The 13,471-nt window shown below is 65.0% G+C and carries 18 protein-coding genes; 11 read left to right on the forward strand and 7 right to left on the reverse strand.

Annotation, left to right across the window (positions count from 1 at the left end; genetic code table 11):
- Positions 1 to 97: 97 nt before the first annotated feature.
- Together MTR66_RS19290 and MTR66_RS19295 are read left to right on the forward strand one after the other, a co-directional pair.
- Positions 98 to 511 carry a SufE family protein gene (locus tag MTR66_RS19290; RefSeq protein ID WP_243923993.1) on the forward strand — a complete coding sequence of 138 codons (414 nt, stop codon included), beginning with the start codon at positions 98 to 100 and terminating at the stop codon, positions 509 to 511.
- Positions 508 to 867 carry a YbaN family protein gene (locus MTR66_RS19295; RefSeq protein WP_243923995.1) on the forward strand — a complete coding sequence of 120 codons (360 nt, stop codon included), beginning with the start codon at positions 508 to 510 and terminating at the stop codon, positions 865 to 867. The genes MTR66_RS19290 and MTR66_RS19295 overlap by 4 nt, the downstream gene beginning before the upstream one ends.
- A 131-nt stretch (positions 868 to 998) precedes the next feature.
- Here the strand turns inward: MTR66_RS19295 and MTR66_RS19300 are convergent, their stop codons facing one another.
- The 4 genes from MTR66_RS19300 to MTR66_RS19315 form a co-directional block, all read right to left on the reverse strand.
- Positions 999 to 1,826 (reverse strand): sterol desaturase family protein, encoded by an 828-nt coding sequence (locus tag MTR66_RS19300; RefSeq protein ID WP_243923996.1) that lies wholly within the window; start codon positions 1,824 to 1,826, stop codon positions 999 to 1,001.
- Positions 1,827 to 1,941: 115 nt separating this feature from the next.
- On the reverse strand, positions 1,942 to 2,895 hold the full coding sequence (locus MTR66_RS19305) for a formate/nitrite transporter family protein (RefSeq protein WP_243923998.1): 954 nt from the start codon (positions 2,893 to 2,895) through the stop codon (positions 1,942 to 1,944).
- 84 nt (positions 2,896 to 2,979) lie between these two features.
- Positions 2,980 to 3,285, reverse strand: a complete 306-nt coding sequence (locus MTR66_RS19310; RefSeq protein ID WP_243924000.1) for a hypothetical protein — start codon at positions 3,283 to 3,285, stop codon at positions 2,980 to 2,982.
- 135 nt (positions 3,286 to 3,420) lie between these two features.
- Positions 3,421 to 3,939, reverse strand: a complete 519-nt coding sequence (locus tag MTR66_RS19315) for a sterol desaturase family protein (protein ID WP_243924002.1) — start codon at positions 3,937 to 3,939, stop codon at positions 3,421 to 3,423.
- Positions 3,940 to 4,238: 299 nt separating this feature from the next.
- On the opposite strand from MTR66_RS19315, the gene MTR66_RS19320 reads away from it, so the two are divergent.
- The 8 genes from MTR66_RS19320 to MTR66_RS19355 all read left to right on the forward strand — a co-directional run bounded on the left by MTR66_RS19320 (position 4,239) and on the right by MTR66_RS19355 (position 9,260).
- Positions 4,239 to 4,658: a hypothetical protein gene (locus tag MTR66_RS19320; protein ID WP_243924004.1), complete on the forward strand. Its 420-nt coding sequence runs from the start codon at positions 4,239 to 4,241 to the stop codon at positions 4,656 to 4,658.
- Positions 4,659 to 4,741: 83 nt separating this feature from the next.
- Positions 4,742 to 6,184 carry a 3-isopropylmalate dehydratase large subunit gene (gene leuC, locus MTR66_RS19325; RefSeq protein WP_243924006.1) on the forward strand — a complete coding sequence of 481 codons (1,443 nt, stop codon included), beginning with the start codon at positions 4,742 to 4,744 and terminating at the stop codon, positions 6,182 to 6,184.
- A gap of 10 nt (positions 6,185 to 6,194) precedes the next feature.
- Entirely contained in the window at positions 6,195 to 6,368 is a 174-nt protein-coding gene (locus MTR66_RS19330; protein WP_243924008.1) for a hypothetical protein, read from the forward strand.
- A 12-nt stretch (positions 6,369 to 6,380) separates the two neighbouring features.
- Complete coding sequence (gene leuD, locus MTR66_RS19335) at positions 6,381 to 6,983, forward strand: 3-isopropylmalate dehydratase small subunit (RefSeq protein WP_243924010.1); 603 nt, start codon at positions 6,381 to 6,383, stop codon at positions 6,981 to 6,983.
- A gap of 154 nt (positions 6,984 to 7,137) precedes the next feature.
- Positions 7,138 to 7,461 carry a DUF1476 domain-containing protein gene (locus MTR66_RS19340; RefSeq protein WP_243924012.1) on the forward strand — a complete coding sequence of 108 codons (324 nt, stop codon included), beginning with the start codon at positions 7,138 to 7,140 and terminating at the stop codon, positions 7,459 to 7,461.
- Positions 7,462 to 7,525: 64 nt separating this feature from the next.
- Positions 7,526 to 7,759: a BolA family protein gene (locus MTR66_RS19345; RefSeq protein ID WP_243924014.1), complete on the forward strand. Its 234-nt coding sequence runs from the start codon at positions 7,526 to 7,528 to the stop codon at positions 7,757 to 7,759.
- 29 nt (positions 7,760 to 7,788) lie between these two features.
- Positions 7,789 to 8,118, forward strand: coding sequence for a Grx4 family monothiol glutaredoxin (grxD, locus tag MTR66_RS19350; protein WP_243924016.1), 330 nt, complete (start codon positions 7,789 to 7,791; stop codon positions 8,116 to 8,118).
- Positions 8,119 to 8,465: 347 nt separating this feature from the next.
- A complete protein-coding gene (locus tag MTR66_RS19355) occupies positions 8,466 to 9,260 on the forward strand; it encodes an NUDIX hydrolase (protein ID WP_243924018.1) in 795 nt (264 codons plus the stop codon).
- 43 nt (positions 9,261 to 9,303) lie between these two features.
- Here the strand turns inward: MTR66_RS19355 and MTR66_RS19360 are convergent, their stop codons facing one another.
- Both MTR66_RS19360 and MTR66_RS19365 read right to left on the reverse strand, forming a co-directional pair.
- Complete coding sequence (locus tag MTR66_RS19360) at positions 9,304 to 10,557, reverse strand: MFS transporter (protein ID WP_243924020.1); 1,254 nt, start codon at positions 10,555 to 10,557, stop codon at positions 9,304 to 9,306.
- Positions 10,558 to 10,700: 143 nt separating this feature from the next.
- Positions 10,701 to 11,012 carry a PilZ domain-containing protein gene (locus MTR66_RS19365; RefSeq protein WP_268740617.1) on the reverse strand — a complete coding sequence of 104 codons (312 nt, stop codon included), beginning with the start codon at positions 11,010 to 11,012 and terminating at the stop codon, positions 10,701 to 10,703.
- A gap of 328 nt (positions 11,013 to 11,340) precedes the next feature.
- Between MTR66_RS19365 and MTR66_RS19370 the strand changes: the two genes are divergently transcribed.
- Positions 11,341 to 12,696 (forward strand): methyl-accepting chemotaxis protein, encoded by a 1,356-nt coding sequence (locus MTR66_RS19370; RefSeq protein WP_243924025.1) that lies wholly within the window; start codon positions 11,341 to 11,343, stop codon positions 12,694 to 12,696.
- Positions 12,697 to 12,725: 29 nt separating this feature from the next.
- On the opposite strand, the gene MTR66_RS19375 is transcribed toward MTR66_RS19370, so the two are convergent.
- On the reverse strand, positions 12,726 to 13,471 hold a 746-nt coding region (locus MTR66_RS19375), incomplete at its 5' end, for a FecR family protein (RefSeq protein ID WP_243924027.1).

Raw genomic sequence — 13,471 nt, forward strand, 5'->3', positions numbered from 1 at the left:
CTCGACACGAACGGAAGTTCTGCAATAATGCGAAAAATACTGGCAACTCCAGCAAGACATCTTGTCCTCCCGCGCGGCCTTCCTAAATGCCAATACCATGCGCAGCCTTGACGATATTCGCGAAGAGTATGAGTTCCTTGACGGGGACGAACGCTACCGGCTCCTCATCGAACTGGGCCGCGAGCTGGACGAGATGCCCGATCCGCTCAAGACCGACGCGACCAAGGTACGCGGCTGTTCGGCCAGCGTCTGGGTCTATCCCACCGCGAAGGACGACGGCACGCTGCATTTCCTGGCGGACAGCAATGCCGCGATCACCAAGGGCATCGTCTCGCTGGTGATCTCCGCCGTGCAGGACAAGCCCGCGGCAGACGTCGCCGCGACCGACATTGCCGCCGCGCTCGAACCTTTCGATCTCAAGAACCAGCTCTCGTCCAACCGCACGCAGGGTGTTCCCAACATGATCGCGCTGATCCGCGAAACGGCCGGGCGCTACGCCGCCGAAGCATGAAACGGATCACACGCCCTGCCTGGATGGCGGGGGGGATATTCTTCGCCGGGCTGGGCACGCTGGGCATCTTCCTGCCGCTGCTGCCCACGGTGGTGTTCTACTTGCTGGCGGCCTGGTGCTTTTCCAAGAGCCATCCCGAATGGGCGGAGCGGCTCTACAACCACCCCACCCACGGCCACCACTTGCGCGAATGGCGCGACCGGCGGGCGATCAGCCGCAAGGGCAAAATCGCGGCGATCGGCGCGATGTCGCTCAGTATCGTGTTCGTCGGCCTGACGCTCGGCTGGCCCTGGCTGCTGATCCCGGTGGGCGTGCTCGCGGTAATCGGCCCTTGGATCTGGACGCGCAACGAGTAGCTTCGTTCCTGCTGTTTCGTCCCCGCTGCTTCGTCGTTGCGAGCGGCATAGGCCGCGCGGCGATCCACGAGCGGTTTACGCCGCTCTGGATTGCTTCGTCGGCTTCGCCTCCTCGCAATGACGAAGAGGGCTCAGGCCTTCTTCGCGCCTGCCTTTGCCGCGGCCGCTTGCGCCGCCATCTGCGGCGTGAATTCGCCGCGATAGCCATCGCCCTTGTCGAGCGTGCCGAACATCCAGTCGTAGAGCAGCGTGATCGTCGCGAAATTGCCGCCGGTGAAACGCGCGTGGTGGTTGTGGTGCATCACCGAGACATAGTTGAGATAGCGGAACGGAAACCGGTCCGTCTCCCACAAGTCATGGTTGTGCAGGTTGATCTGGTTGAACGCCATCCAGGTGATGACGATCGTCACCACATGAAACTGGCCCATCAACGCCGCCAGCACCGCAATCGAGGCAACATAGAGCCCCAGCCCGATCGCCACTTCCAGCGGATGGATATAGCTCGAATCGCCGCGGCAGGGATTGTGCTGGCGATGATGGATCGCATGCATCCACTTGAGCGGCCCGGCCCCGCCGAACAGCGCGCTGTCGTGAAACAGGAAACGGTGCGTCAGGTAATAGAAGAAGTCGTAGAACATCAGGATCACGACAATGTCGCGCAGCACCTGCCACCACGGCTGCGGATCGGCGGTGAGGCAGAACGGCAGGATCACGCCGAAAATGATGGCAACGAAGAAGATGCCCCACTTGCGGTTCCATTTCTGGTTCTGCGCATAACTGGGCTTTTCCATCTTGCGGCGGTAGGTATCGGCATTGCGCTTCCCCTCTACCCGCAGCGCGGGAACGGCATAGGCAATCGCCTTGCCCAGCAGCACCATCGCAATAATGCCCAGACCGGTCATCAGCGACAATTGCCAATGGTAGTGGGCCAGCAGCGTCGAAACGAAAGACGAATTCATCGGTAATCCTGCTCTTTTCGCAAACGGGCGTCTGTCCGCGCCCTTCTCCCCTCTGTGAGCGATCAAAGCTCATAACGGAAACGCCGTTCCCGTTCAATCGCAATAGAGCGGGCTCTCAGATCTCGGCGTGGATCTGCCCGTAGGCGAGCATGGCGAACAGTCCGGTGCCGCCGATCACATTTCCGGCAAACGTGGGCAGGAGATGATCGAGCAGCGCCGCCCCCATGCTCATCTCCCCGCCGACGACCAGCAGGAACATCTCGGCCGATCCGGCAATGACATGCGTGAACCCGCCGGCGGCGATCAGGGCCGTGAACAGCACGATCACCCACAGTTCGAATCCCTTGGAACTGGGCAGCATCCACACCAGCGCGGCGATGAAGAAGCCCGCGGGAATGCCTTTTACCAGCGCCGTCATCCCGCTCGCTTCGGCCGCATGGCGCGAGACTTCGAGCATGGCCGTGACATGGCCCGAATGGCCGCCATCGCCGGTCCCCGTCAGCATCAGCACCATCGAGGCGGTCAGGAACGTGCCGATGAAATTGGCCGTCAGCACCACGCCCCACAGGCGCGCGGACAGGCCCAGCCGGGTCCAGCTCGGCTCGGAAAGCATTGGCAGCACCACGCTCAGCGTGTTCTCGGTAAAGAGCTGCAGGCGCGAGAGGATGACCAGCACGAACCCCACGCTGTAGCCCAGACTGGCGATCAGATCGCGATGGGGATGCGCCGCGAAAGCATGAAAAAGCAGGGCCTGCGCATAGACCGACGAGGAAATCCCGATCCCTGCGGCAATGCCCGACCACCACAGCGACGAGGCGGGCCGCCGCAGTTCCTCTTCCCCCTCGCGGCGGATAACCGAAAAGACCGTGAGCGCCGAAAGGCGGCTGTGTTCCGAGACCCGGCGCCGTTCCTTGCGGGTCAGCGTAGCCGCGCTGCCTTCGATCTCGCGTTCGGCGATCTCGCGCTCGGCTTTCTGTTCCGCCTTCTGCTCCGCTTTCTCTCCGTCTTCGGCCTGCGGCCTGGAGGGCTTGCGGGATGCCCCTTCGGAGGCGCTGGCACTGTCATGCACGGTGTTCGGTCTCCTGCAGATTCGTCCTGATAGAACCCGCCAACGCCGTGCCGGTTGCCTGCACGGCGCCCGCCCGGCCTGCCTCTACCGGTCTATCAGCGCGGAAATCCGGTGGAAGAAGGGATGATGCGGCGTGGCTCCCACTTCGATCCCGTGGAAAATGCCCGTGCCCAGCGATGGCAGGATTTTCTTGAGAACCTCGATATCCTCGCCATTGCGCACATCGATGTGCAGGCGCAGCTGTCCATCGAATTCAATGCTGATCTTCGCGTCCTTGGGCGCACTGCCGCGCGCCATGTCGAGAAGCTTGGCCAGCTCTCCGGACACGAGTGCCGATTTCTGGCTGGGCAGTTGCTCAACGGTGGACGGGCCGTCGCTGGTCTCATTCATCGGGAAATTTTCCTCCGCATCGCCCCGGGAACCGGCGCGCTGCCGCGCGGCTTCCCATGGCTGCGATGGTGCGGGCCGGAACCGCAAATGTCCAGTCCTGCACACGCGCCATCGCGTGGCAGAACGGTCATCGCATCAATCGCCGGACGCGTCGCGCAGCACGGCGATCCCCTGTTCCCGCTGCGCCTGCAATTCGCGCTTGAGCACGGCCGGATCGCGCGCGATCACGAAGCCAAAGCTGACGCCGCCTTCCTTGCCCACCGTCGCATGATGAAGCCGGTGCGCCTGCACCAGCCGCCGGGCATAGCCGCGCTTGGGCACCCAGCGGAAATAGCGCTGGTGCACCAGCCCGTCGTGAACCAGCGTATAGATCACGCCGTAGATCAGCACGCCGAGCCCGATCCATGTGCCTGGCGCCCAGGCCGCCGCGCCCATCAGCATCGGCGATCCCAGCGCGAACATCGCGATGCTGATCACCGCACCCACCAGCGCGTAGAGATCGTTCCGTTCGAAAATCCCGTCATGCCGCTCATGATGATCGCGGTGCCAGGCCCAGCCGAACCCGTGCATCACATACTTGTGGCTGGACCACGCGACGCATTCCATCGCGGCAACAGTGGCAAGGACAACAAGCGTGGCGGCAAGCGGAGACATGGCGGCCCCATAGCATCCCTGCCTGCGCGCGCCTACGCAGGATCACTGGAAAGCCCGCTGGCAGGCAACAGACGCAGACGTGCGCCACTGGGGGCGAGACACATCTGCGCCTGCATTGTTTTGCCTATCGTGCTCCCCCTCCCTTCGGGTCGCGGCATTCTTTTACCCCTTCGGGCCTGCGACTCTTAATTACAAACACCGACAGATCTGTGACCGATGAGTCTTCCGCCGTTCATCTTGAGGGTACTAATTCTGAATGCACAGGAACACCCCGCCTGTCGCAACAAGGAATGAAGACCATGCGTACCCTGACCAAGATCATCGCTCCCGCCGTCGTCGCGGCTCTGGGTGTCGGCGCCGCCCTGCCCGCTTCCGCCCACGAAACCCGCCACGCCTACCACGACGTTTCCCGCCATGCCCCCCGTTACACCCCGGCGCGTTACACCCCGGCACGCTACACCCCGGCACGCGACCATGCAATCCGCGCCGATATCCGCGACTTGCGCGCCCGGATCGACCGTGCCGCCGCCCGCCACGCGATCTCCTACCGCGAGGCAAGGGGCCTGCGCCGCGATACCAGCCGGATCCAGCACCTCTATGCGCGCTTTGCCCGCAATGGTCTGGACCGCCAGGAGGTCCGCGTGCTGAGGGCCAAGGTCGATCGCGTGCACTATGCCCTGCGCATGGAGCGCCGCGATCGTAACGGCCACCGCGGATAACCTTCGATATCGAATCTTTCTGCGGCACCGCGCGCCCGCTTCCGCTTGAATTGCGGGGCGGGCGCGCCTAATCGCGCCTGACTATGACCAAGAATCCGCGCACGCTGTACCAGAAGATCTGGGACGCCCATGTCGTCGACACGCGCGACGATGGAACCTGCCTCATCTATATCGACCGGCACCTCGTCCATGAAGTGACGAGCCCGCAAGCGTTCGAAGCCCTGCGCGCCGCCGGACGCACGGTGCGCCGCCCGGATCTTACGATCGCGGTTCCCGATCATAACCTGCCCACCACCGCGCGGCAGGACGCAGAGGGCCATCTGCTGCCTATAGCCGATCCCCAGAGCGCGACTCAGCTCGCCGCACTGCGCAAGAACGCGCCCGAATTCGGCATCCGCTACATCGACGCGATCGACCGCGAACAGGGCATCGTCCACGTCGTGGGCCCGGAACAGGGCTTCTCGCTGCCCGGCGCAACGATCGTGTGCGGAGACAGCCACACCGCCTGCCACGGCGGCGTGGGCGCGCTGGCTTTCGGCATCGGCACGACCGAAGTCGAACACGTGCTGGCAACGCAGACCTTGCTGCTCAAGCAGTCGAAGACCATGGAAGTGCGCGTCGAAGGCCAGCTCGGCGCCGGGGTCACGCCCAAGGACGTGGTGCTCCACGTGATCGGCGTGATCGGCACGGCGGGCGGCACCGGCCATGTGATCGAATTCTGCGGCAACGTGTTTGCGGAAATGTCCGTCGAAGGCCGCCTCACGGTGTGCAACATGGCGATCGAGGGCGGCGCGCGCGCGGGCCTCGTCGCGCCGGACGAAACGACCTTCGCCTATATCCAGGGCCGCCCTTATGCTCCCGCCGGTGAAGACTGGGACAAGGCCGTGGCCTGGTGGAAGAGCCTCGCGACCGATGAGGGCGCCACGTTCGACAAGTCCGTGCACATCCGCGCCGAAGACATCCAGCCCACCGTCACCTGGGGCACCTCGCCCGAGGATACCTCGGCCATCGGCGGCGTGGTTCCCGCCCCGGAAGACTTCGCCGATGCCTCCAAGCGCGATGCGGTGAAAGTCAGCCTCGACTACATGGGGCTGACGCCGGGCACCAGGCTGACCGATGTCGAAGTGCAGAACATCTTCATCGGCTCGTGCACCAACAGCCGCATCGAGGATATCCGTGCGGCCTGCGAAGTGCTCAAGGGCCGCAAGAAAGCGGACAATGTGAAGTGGGCGATCGTCGTGCCCGGCTCGGGCCTCGTCAAGGAACAGGCCGAAGCCGAGGGGCTCGACAAGATCATCATCGAAGCGGGCCTCGAATGGCGCGAGCCGGGCTGCTCGGCCTGCCTGGCGATGAACCCGGACAAGGTTCCGGCGGGCGAGCGCTGCGCCTCGACCAGCAACCGCAACTTCACCGGGCGCCAGGGCCCGGGCAGCCGCACCCACCTGATGAGCCCCGCCATGGCCGCCGCCGCCGCGGTCACGGGCAAGCTGACAGACGTGCGTGAACTTGTAGGCGCGAACTGCTAGGATAACGATCATGGCTGACGAAACCGAAGAATCCTCGCTGGCCGGCAAGGCCGCTATCGCCGCTGGCGCCGCCATCGGCTCTGCCGCCATTGCCGCGGCGCTGCTGTTCGTGAAGCGCCGCAAGGCCCGCAACACGGCCGATACGCTGCCGCCGCACCCCGAAGACGCGCCCGAAACCGACTGAGAGCGACGACTGATGGAACCGATCAACCACGTCGCCGGACGCGCCATTCCGTTCGGCCGCAAGAACGTCGATACCGACGTCATCATTCCTGCCCACTGGCTCAAGACCATCACCCGCGAAGGGCTCGGCAAGGGCGCGTTCGAGGCGGTCAAGAAAGAGCCGGGCAACGTCTTTGATGATCCCGATTACGCAGGCGCGCCGATCCTGATCGCGGGCGACAACTTCGGCTGCGGATCGAGCCGCGAACATGCCGCCTGGGCCCTGCTGGACATGGGCGTGAAATGCGTGATCGCGCCGAGCTTCTCGGACATCTTCTCGGGCAATGCCTTCAAGAACGGCATCCTCACCGTCGCCCTGCCGCAGGAAGCGATCGACCGGCTGCTGGAAGTCGCGAAGACGGACCAGATCGATATCGATCTGGAAACGCAGTCGGTCACGACGCCGTTTCAGGACCGCTTCGCTTTCGATATCGATCCGTTCCGCAAGCACTGCCTGGAAAACGGCCTCGACGAAGTGGGCCTGACGATGGCGCAGAACGATGCGATCAACGCCTATGAGGCCAAGGCGAAAGCCGGTCTGCCGTTCCTAGCCCGGACGCCCGCGACTGCCGCTTGACGCCGGACACATCCGTCTGGTCAAATCCACGCAAGGGCGATTGCACGCGTCAACATGGCGAATCAGGATTGAACCGGATCAATACCGGCCGTATCGGCGTTCATTGAACAAAAGGGGGCCCGGATTCTCCGGGTTACGCAGTCGAGGACTTTCGATGACCAGTTTTGAGGATCGCGAGCGCGCCGAAGAAGCCAAATTCGCGCATGATGCCGAGACCCAGTTCCGCATCCAGGCCCGCCGTAACCGCCTTGTCGGCGAATGGGCGGCCGAGCGCATGAAGCTTTCGCAGGCGGAAGCCGAAGCCTATGCCAAGAGCGTGGTCCAGGCCGATTTCGAGGAAGCGGGCGACGAGGACGTCATCCGCAAGCTGCTGGGCGACCTGACCGCCGCCGGCATCGAAACCAGCGAGGCCGAAGTGCGCACAGCACTGGAAGCCAAACAGGTCGAAGCCCGCCGCGCCTTCCTCGGCGAAGTCTGAAACCCACACATCTGAACCCCACACAAGGGCCCGGACCACGGGCCCCGCAATCCGGAGACCGGCCATGGCGATGCCCGCCAGCGAGATCGAATCCCTCATCCGCGCGGCACTGCCCGATGCCCACGTGACGATCACCGATCTGGCCGGTGACGGTGATCACTATGCCGCGCATGTCGTCTCCGCCGCCTTCGCCGGAAAACCGCGCGTGGCCCAGCACAAACTGGTCTACGAAGCGCTGGGCGGCCGCATGGGCGGCGAACTTCACGCCTTGCAACTGACGACCGCCGTCCCCAACTGACGCCAGGAACACGCAAGAAGGCTTCATCCATGTCCGACGTCAACGCCCGCATTGGCGAAATTGTAAACAAGAACGACATTGTCCTGTTCATGAAGGGCACCCCTCTGTTCCCGCAGTGCGGCTTTTCCAGCCGTGCCATCGCGATCCTGGAGCACCTCAACGTGCCTTACGAGACCGTGGACGTGCTGCAGGACATGGATATCCGCCAGGGCATCAAGTCCTTTTCCGAATGGCCGACGATTCCCCAGCTCTATGTGAAGGGCGAATTCGTGGGCGGCAGCGATATCATGATGGAAATGTACGAAGCCGGAGAGCTGCACCAGCTCATGGCCGACGCCGGGATCGCCGCGCAGGGCTGATCGCCCGCGCGCCATCCGGCACGCACACCGCTACAATTGCAAAGCCCGGACGGCGCGAGCCTTCCGGGCTTTTGCATGCCTGCGGCTATCGGCGGTTTTCAGGGAAATTGCTCGGGGAGGCGGGGCCGGGAGACTGGAACGGCCCCGCCTCGATCGAGACTTCTCAGGGTACGAAACCTTATAAGCACAAGGCGTGCCAAACCGCACGAACATCCGATTTCCGCCATTTCACCGGCAGGCTCCAGCGGCACCTCCCGCCAAAATGTAAACTTCTCCGACATATCCTGCCGGGGGCAGGCATGACTTTTCCGCTTGCCTGCCGGACGCCCTCGGGCAAAACCCGCGCGATGCTGCCCACTGCCCCTTCCGATCAGCCGATGCCTGCTGGCACGCCCGCCGTCGTTCCCGCCGCCACCGTGGTGATCTTCCGCAGCGGGCAGGACGGCGGCGCGCCCGAACTGCTGATGGTCCAGCGTTCGCGCGAGATGCGCTTTGCAGGCGGTGCGGCGGTGTTCCCCGGCGGCCGCGTCGATCCCGCCGACCGCGATCTGGCCCGCAGCCTCCTGCCCGGCGAGCCGGAGGAAATCGCCGCCGCCCGGATCGCGGGCATTCGCGAGACGCTGGAGGAAACCGGGCTGATGATCGCCACCCGCGCGCCCGTCAGCGCTGCCGAAGCGGCGGAAGGACGGCGGATGCTGCTGGAGACCGGCACGCTTGCTCCCGTGCTCGAACGCTATGGCTGGACGCTGGAACCGCAGGCGCTGACGCTCTACGCGCACTGGTGCCCGCGCTGGGACAAGGCTTTCGACACACGCTTCTTCGTGACCGACCTCGGCACCGGCGCAGTCGACGTGCAAGTCGATGCGACGGAAAACACCCGGCTGTTCTGGGCCAGCGCCGCCGATGCACTGGAGATGGCCCGGCGCGGAGAGATCAGCGTGATCTTCCCCACCCACCGCAATCTGGAGCGCCTTGCCCAGTACGCCAGCTATGCCGATGCGCTGGCGGACATTGCCGCCCACCCCGTCTCGCGCATCCACCCGGGCAGGGAGGAGCGGGAGGACGGCGAGTGGATCGTCATTCCCGATGGCCACGGCTACCCGGTGCTGGGCCAGCCCAAAGCGACGGCACGGCGCGGCTGAGGCCGGACCTGTGCCGCCCCCCGGGGCCTGACAGGCTCGTGACCTAAGCCGGAGCGGCAGCGGGCCCTTCCACCTTGGCACCACCCGCGCCGTAAAGACCTAGCGCAACGGCCACGGCGAAGAAGGCGGCCATCGCGGTAATCGCCAGATCGTAGCTGCCGGTGGTCGAGAACACCCGCGCCGCACCGACCACGCCCAGCGCGATGAACGGCAGGCCGATCAGGGAATTGAGGCCAAAGCCCCGGCTGTAACTGGCCTGCCCGAACGTATCCGAAAGGCCGCGCCCCAATGCCGGGATCGCCCCCACGCCGTGCATGCCGATCAAGCCGACGACCACTGCCGCCGCCGCGAACGGCGGATGCTGCAACAGGATCAGCCAGAGCACCGCGCAATCGAACCCGATCAGCGCCAGCGTCCGGCCGCCGCCCAGCTTATCGGAAATCCAGCCGAACAGGATGGAACCGGCCAGCCCCACCAGCGACATGATCGACTGCAGCAAAGCCGCTTCGGGCCGGGTAAAGCCCCAGGACATGCCCATCGGCACCAGCAGCGATCCCAGCAGCACCGAGCCGGTCATGCTGGCGATGGCGGCCAGGCACAGCGCCCAGAAACGCGGGCGCACCAGCAACTGTCCGATGCTGAAAGACCCGTCCGCCGTGCGCTTGTCAGCCGGTTCGGGGGCCATCGTCTCGTCATGGCTGGGCGGATGGTCCACCGTGAACAGGATCAGCGGCACCAGCAGGACGGCCGCGATCGTGCCGATCCCCGCATAGAGCGTGGCGGGCGTATAGTGCCCCAGCGCGCGTTCCAGCGCCCAGGGAACGATGGCGATCACTACCGGCAGGTGGACGATCCCCAGGGCCAGCCCCCGGTTGCGGTGAAACCAGCGCGTGACCAGCGTGGCCGGGCCGATCGATCCGGCCAGACTCATCGCCGGACCGAAGCACAGGCCATAGGCGAGCAGGTAGAAGGCATAGCTGTTGGTGATCGCCAGCAGGAAATATCCCGCCACGGTCAGCAAGGCCCCGGCCATCAGCAGCAGCCGCAACGAGTAACGGGCGATGAGCACGCCCACGAATGGGGCCAGGATGGAGGAGCCCACCAGCACCAGCGGGATACCGATGGCGGCCTCCTCCCCGCTGACGCCGAGCCGCTGCTCGACCGAAGCCAGCATAAGCCCGAAGGAGCCCATGATCGTGCCGATCACGACGTTGTGCGATACGCCCGCGATCACGCCCATCCGCACGGCTAGCGGATGATTCGGTGCCTCGCTGGCAGGGGCTGCGGAATGCGCCAAGTCTCTCTCCCGATGCTTTTCCAGGCCGGTCTTGATGCCGGCTGAACACAAGTTCAGGATTGTGAGGCGCAAGCCGCCGCTTGGCCAGCACTATTTCGGGGCGGAACCGGAAGTTCGCAGGTGCGGCCTTTCCGAACCGGCTCTCAGGCCGCCCGGGAAGAATGTGTGGCGACGATATGATCGACGACCGGGCCATACATGGGCCGGTCGAACTCGACGCCAGACAGATCGCTGCGCACCCAGCGCACAATGCCGGTCAGTCCTTCCATGCCCTCGGGCCGCAGCACGACACGCGCCCCGACTCGCAGATAGATCCCGCGCGTCCGCATGCAGCATCCCTCGGCCGAGATGTCGGAGATTTCGCCATTGTCCCGCAGCCCGCTTTGCGTGCGGCATTGCACGGCCATCAGAACCGGCCGCCGGACAGATCGCCTGGGGAGCATGATGCGTGTCATTCCCGCAGTATGGCCGGAACCGGTTTACCAAGATTTAATGCGCGCGCCTTGTCCGCCCCGGTTCGCTGATTTTTATCTTCGCGCCGGTGCGAAAATGCCGTTCACCCGCCTGTTCCGGTAAGATTTCAGCTTATCGAAATCCTCTGAACCGCGCGCACCGGCAGCTCTGAACCTGCCCTGCGGATCGCTGGCGAATCCGTCCGGCAAGCATTTCGTTAACCAGATCATACTCAAAATTCGTTTACCAAAGACTCGTATCCAGCCTCAAAACCCGCGCGCGCCTCCCTTGATCCCTTGTTGCCCGGCGCCGCGGCAAAAGGACGGTCGAATGCTTGAGTGGTATCGCAAAACCCCCAACATCCGTTGGAAGATCACGATTGCCTTTGGCTTCATGGCCTTTTTGACGGCCATCTGCCTGGCCACCGTCATCCTGCAGTATTTCTACCTTACGAGCCGGACTGCGGGCCTTGAGGACACGGCCGTACTGGACGCGATCAATTTCAGCCTGATCTGGTCGCTGGGCACCTATCTTATCTGCTCTGCCCTGGGGCTTACCGGCGCCTATTTCTTCGGCCGCGCGATTGCTGATCCCTACTCCGAAACGGTCGAGCGCATGGAAGCGCTGGCCGCGGGCGATCTCGACAGCCCGATCCGCTTTACCGACTACGAAGACTGCGTGGGCCGCATGACGCAGGCGATGGCCACGTTCCGGGGCAATGCCGTCGAAGTGCAAAACAGCCGCGCCGAGCAGGAAAAGATCGTCGCCGCCCTGTCCGGCGGGCTGAGCCGCCTTGCCGAAAACGACCTCGACCACCGCATCCGCGAAACGTTCCCCGGCGCTTACGACAAGCTGCGGCTGGACTTCAACCACGCGCTCGATGCGCTGGCGCGGACGATCAACTCGGTGCGCGACAGCGCCGCCAGCGTGATGACCGGCGCCACCGAAATCCGTACCGCCTCGGCCGATCTCGCCCAACGCAACGACGCGCAGGCCGCCCGCCTGCGCCAGACCGCCGAAGCGATGGACAAGGCCACCGGCTCGGTCAAGGAAACCGCGGACGGCGCCGTCAACGTGCAGCACACCATCGCGCAGGCCCACCGCGAGGCCACCGAAGGCGGCGGCGTGGTGCGCAAGGCGGTCGATGCCATGGCCGCGATCGAAACCTCCTCGCAGGAAATCGCGCAGATCATCAACGTGATCGACAGCATCGCCTTCCAGACCAACCTGCTCGCACTCAACGCAGGCGTCGAAGCCGCGCGCGCGGGCGATGCAGGCAAGGGCTTCGCCGTCGTCGCCGCCGAAGTGCGCGCGCTGGCCCAGCGCTCCTCCAATGCCGCAAGCGACATCAAGGATCTCATCGCCAAGAGTTCCGAACATGTCGAAACCGGCGTCGGGCTGGTGGGCGAGACCGGGCAGACGCTCGACAATATCGTCAGCCGCGTGGGCGAGATCAACGCACTGATCACCGAGATCGCCACCGCCGCCGAACAGCAGGCGGGAACGCTCCAGCACATCAACAGCGCGGTGAGCGACATGGACCGCGTTACCCAGCAGAACGCCGCCGTGGTTCAGCAGACCTCCGGCGCGGCCAGCCATCTGGCCGAGGAATCCAGCCAGCTTTCCGATCTGGTCGCCCGTTTCCGCTGCGGGCGCGATAACACCGCTCTGCGCCGCGCCGCCTGATCCCAGACCAGTTCAGGGTCTCGCGAAATTCAGGCCCGGTCCGTCCGTGACAGATACACGGCCCCGTCCCGCTTGCTTGCCCGCAGGCCGAACAGCGCGCCGATCAGTTCCAGCGACTGCTCCGGCCGGTCCAGCCGGAAGCGGCCACTGAAAGTCAGACCGGCCAGCTTGGGATCGCCCAGCTTCAGCGGAGTGGCGCTATAGCGCGCCAGCCGCTCGACCGCGAAGCCCAGCCGCATCGAATCGGCGTCCAGCCAGTCGGTCTGCCAGTCGCGGCGGACATCGGGATCGAAGCCGCCCGTCTGCATCGAGCGGCCGTTCACCAGCGCCCACTGGCGTGCGGGCAGGACAAGGCTGCGCCCGTCATGCGCATCGAGTTGCACGCGCCCGGAAAACACGCGCAGTTCGCTGGCATCGGACAAGTGATCCACGCTGAAGCTGGTGCCAAGCGCCGTCATGCTCGCCATCGGGGTGCGCACTTCGAAGGGGCGGTCCGCATCGTGCCGCACATCGAAGCGCGCGGCGCCCTGCTCCAGCACGATCCGGCGCCGCTCTCCGGAAAAGTGCACCGAAACGGCCGAAGCGGCATCGAGCAGCAGCGCGGAACCATCGGGCAGCGTGAAGCGGCGCCGCTGGCCCACCGCGCTGGCAAAACGCTGCGGCTGCGATGCAGGCGCGTTCTGCCCTTGTTGCACCAGCCAGTACCCCGCCAGCGGCAAGGCCAGCGCGCCTGCCAGCCCGGCGGCCAGCGCCTGACGGCGGGCCATGACCGGCG

The sequence above is a fragment of the Novosphingobium beihaiense genome (assembly GCF_022832375.1).
Lineage (GTDB): Bacteria > Pseudomonadota > Alphaproteobacteria > Sphingomonadales > Sphingomonadaceae > Novosphingobium > Novosphingobium beihaiensis.

What these genes read in the sequence shown, in the direction of transcription:
- MTR66_RS19295 (WP_243923995.1), top strand. Translation starts at nt 508, where the DNA reads ATGAAACGGATCACACGCCCTGCCTGGATGGCGGGGGGGATATTCTTC.
- MTR66_RS19370 (WP_243924025.1), top strand. Translation starts at nt 11,341, where the DNA reads ATGCTTGAGTGGTATCGCAAAACCCCCAACATCCGTTGGAAGATCACG.
- MTR66_RS19290 (WP_243923993.1), top strand. Translation starts at nt 98, where the DNA reads ATGCGCAGCCTTGACGATATTCGCGAAGAGTATGAGTTCCTTGACGGG.
- leuC (WP_243924006.1), top strand. Translation starts at nt 4,742, where the DNA reads ATGACCAAGAATCCGCGCACGCTGTACCAGAAGATCTGGGACGCCCAT.
- grxD (WP_243924016.1), top strand. Translation starts at nt 7,789, where the DNA reads ATGTCCGACGTCAACGCCCGCATTGGCGAAATTGTAAACAAGAACGAC.
- MTR66_RS19320 (WP_243924004.1), top strand. Translation starts at nt 4,239, where the DNA reads ATGCGTACCCTGACCAAGATCATCGCTCCCGCCGTCGTCGCGGCTCTG.
- MTR66_RS19315 (WP_243924002.1), bottom strand. Translation starts at nt 3,939, where the DNA reads ATGTCTCCGCTTGCCGCCACGCTTGTTGTCCTTGCCACTGTTGCCGCG.
- MTR66_RS19300 (WP_243923996.1), bottom strand. Translation starts at nt 1,826, where the DNA reads ATGAATTCGTCTTTCGTTTCGACGCTGCTGGCCCACTACCATTGGCAA.
- leuD (WP_243924010.1), top strand. Translation starts at nt 6,381, where the DNA reads ATGGAACCGATCAACCACGTCGCCGGACGCGCCATTCCGTTCGGCCGC.
- MTR66_RS19330 (WP_243924008.1), top strand. Translation starts at nt 6,195, where the DNA reads ATGGCTGACGAAACCGAAGAATCCTCGCTGGCCGGCAAGGCCGCTATC.
- MTR66_RS19345 (WP_243924014.1), top strand. Translation starts at nt 7,526, where the DNA reads ATGGCGATGCCCGCCAGCGAGATCGAATCCCTCATCCGCGCGGCACTG.
- MTR66_RS19340 (WP_243924012.1), top strand. Translation starts at nt 7,138, where the DNA reads ATGACCAGTTTTGAGGATCGCGAGCGCGCCGAAGAAGCCAAATTCGCG.
- MTR66_RS19365 (WP_268740617.1), bottom strand. Translation starts at nt 11,012, where the DNA reads ATGACACGCATCATGCTCCCCAGGCGATCTGTCCGGCGGCCGGTTCTG.
- MTR66_RS19355 (WP_243924018.1), top strand. Translation starts at nt 8,466, where the DNA reads ATGCTGCCCACTGCCCCTTCCGATCAGCCGATGCCTGCTGGCACGCCC.
- MTR66_RS19310 (WP_243924000.1), bottom strand. Translation starts at nt 3,285, where the DNA reads ATGAATGAGACCAGCGACGGCCCGTCCACCGTTGAGCAACTGCCCAGC.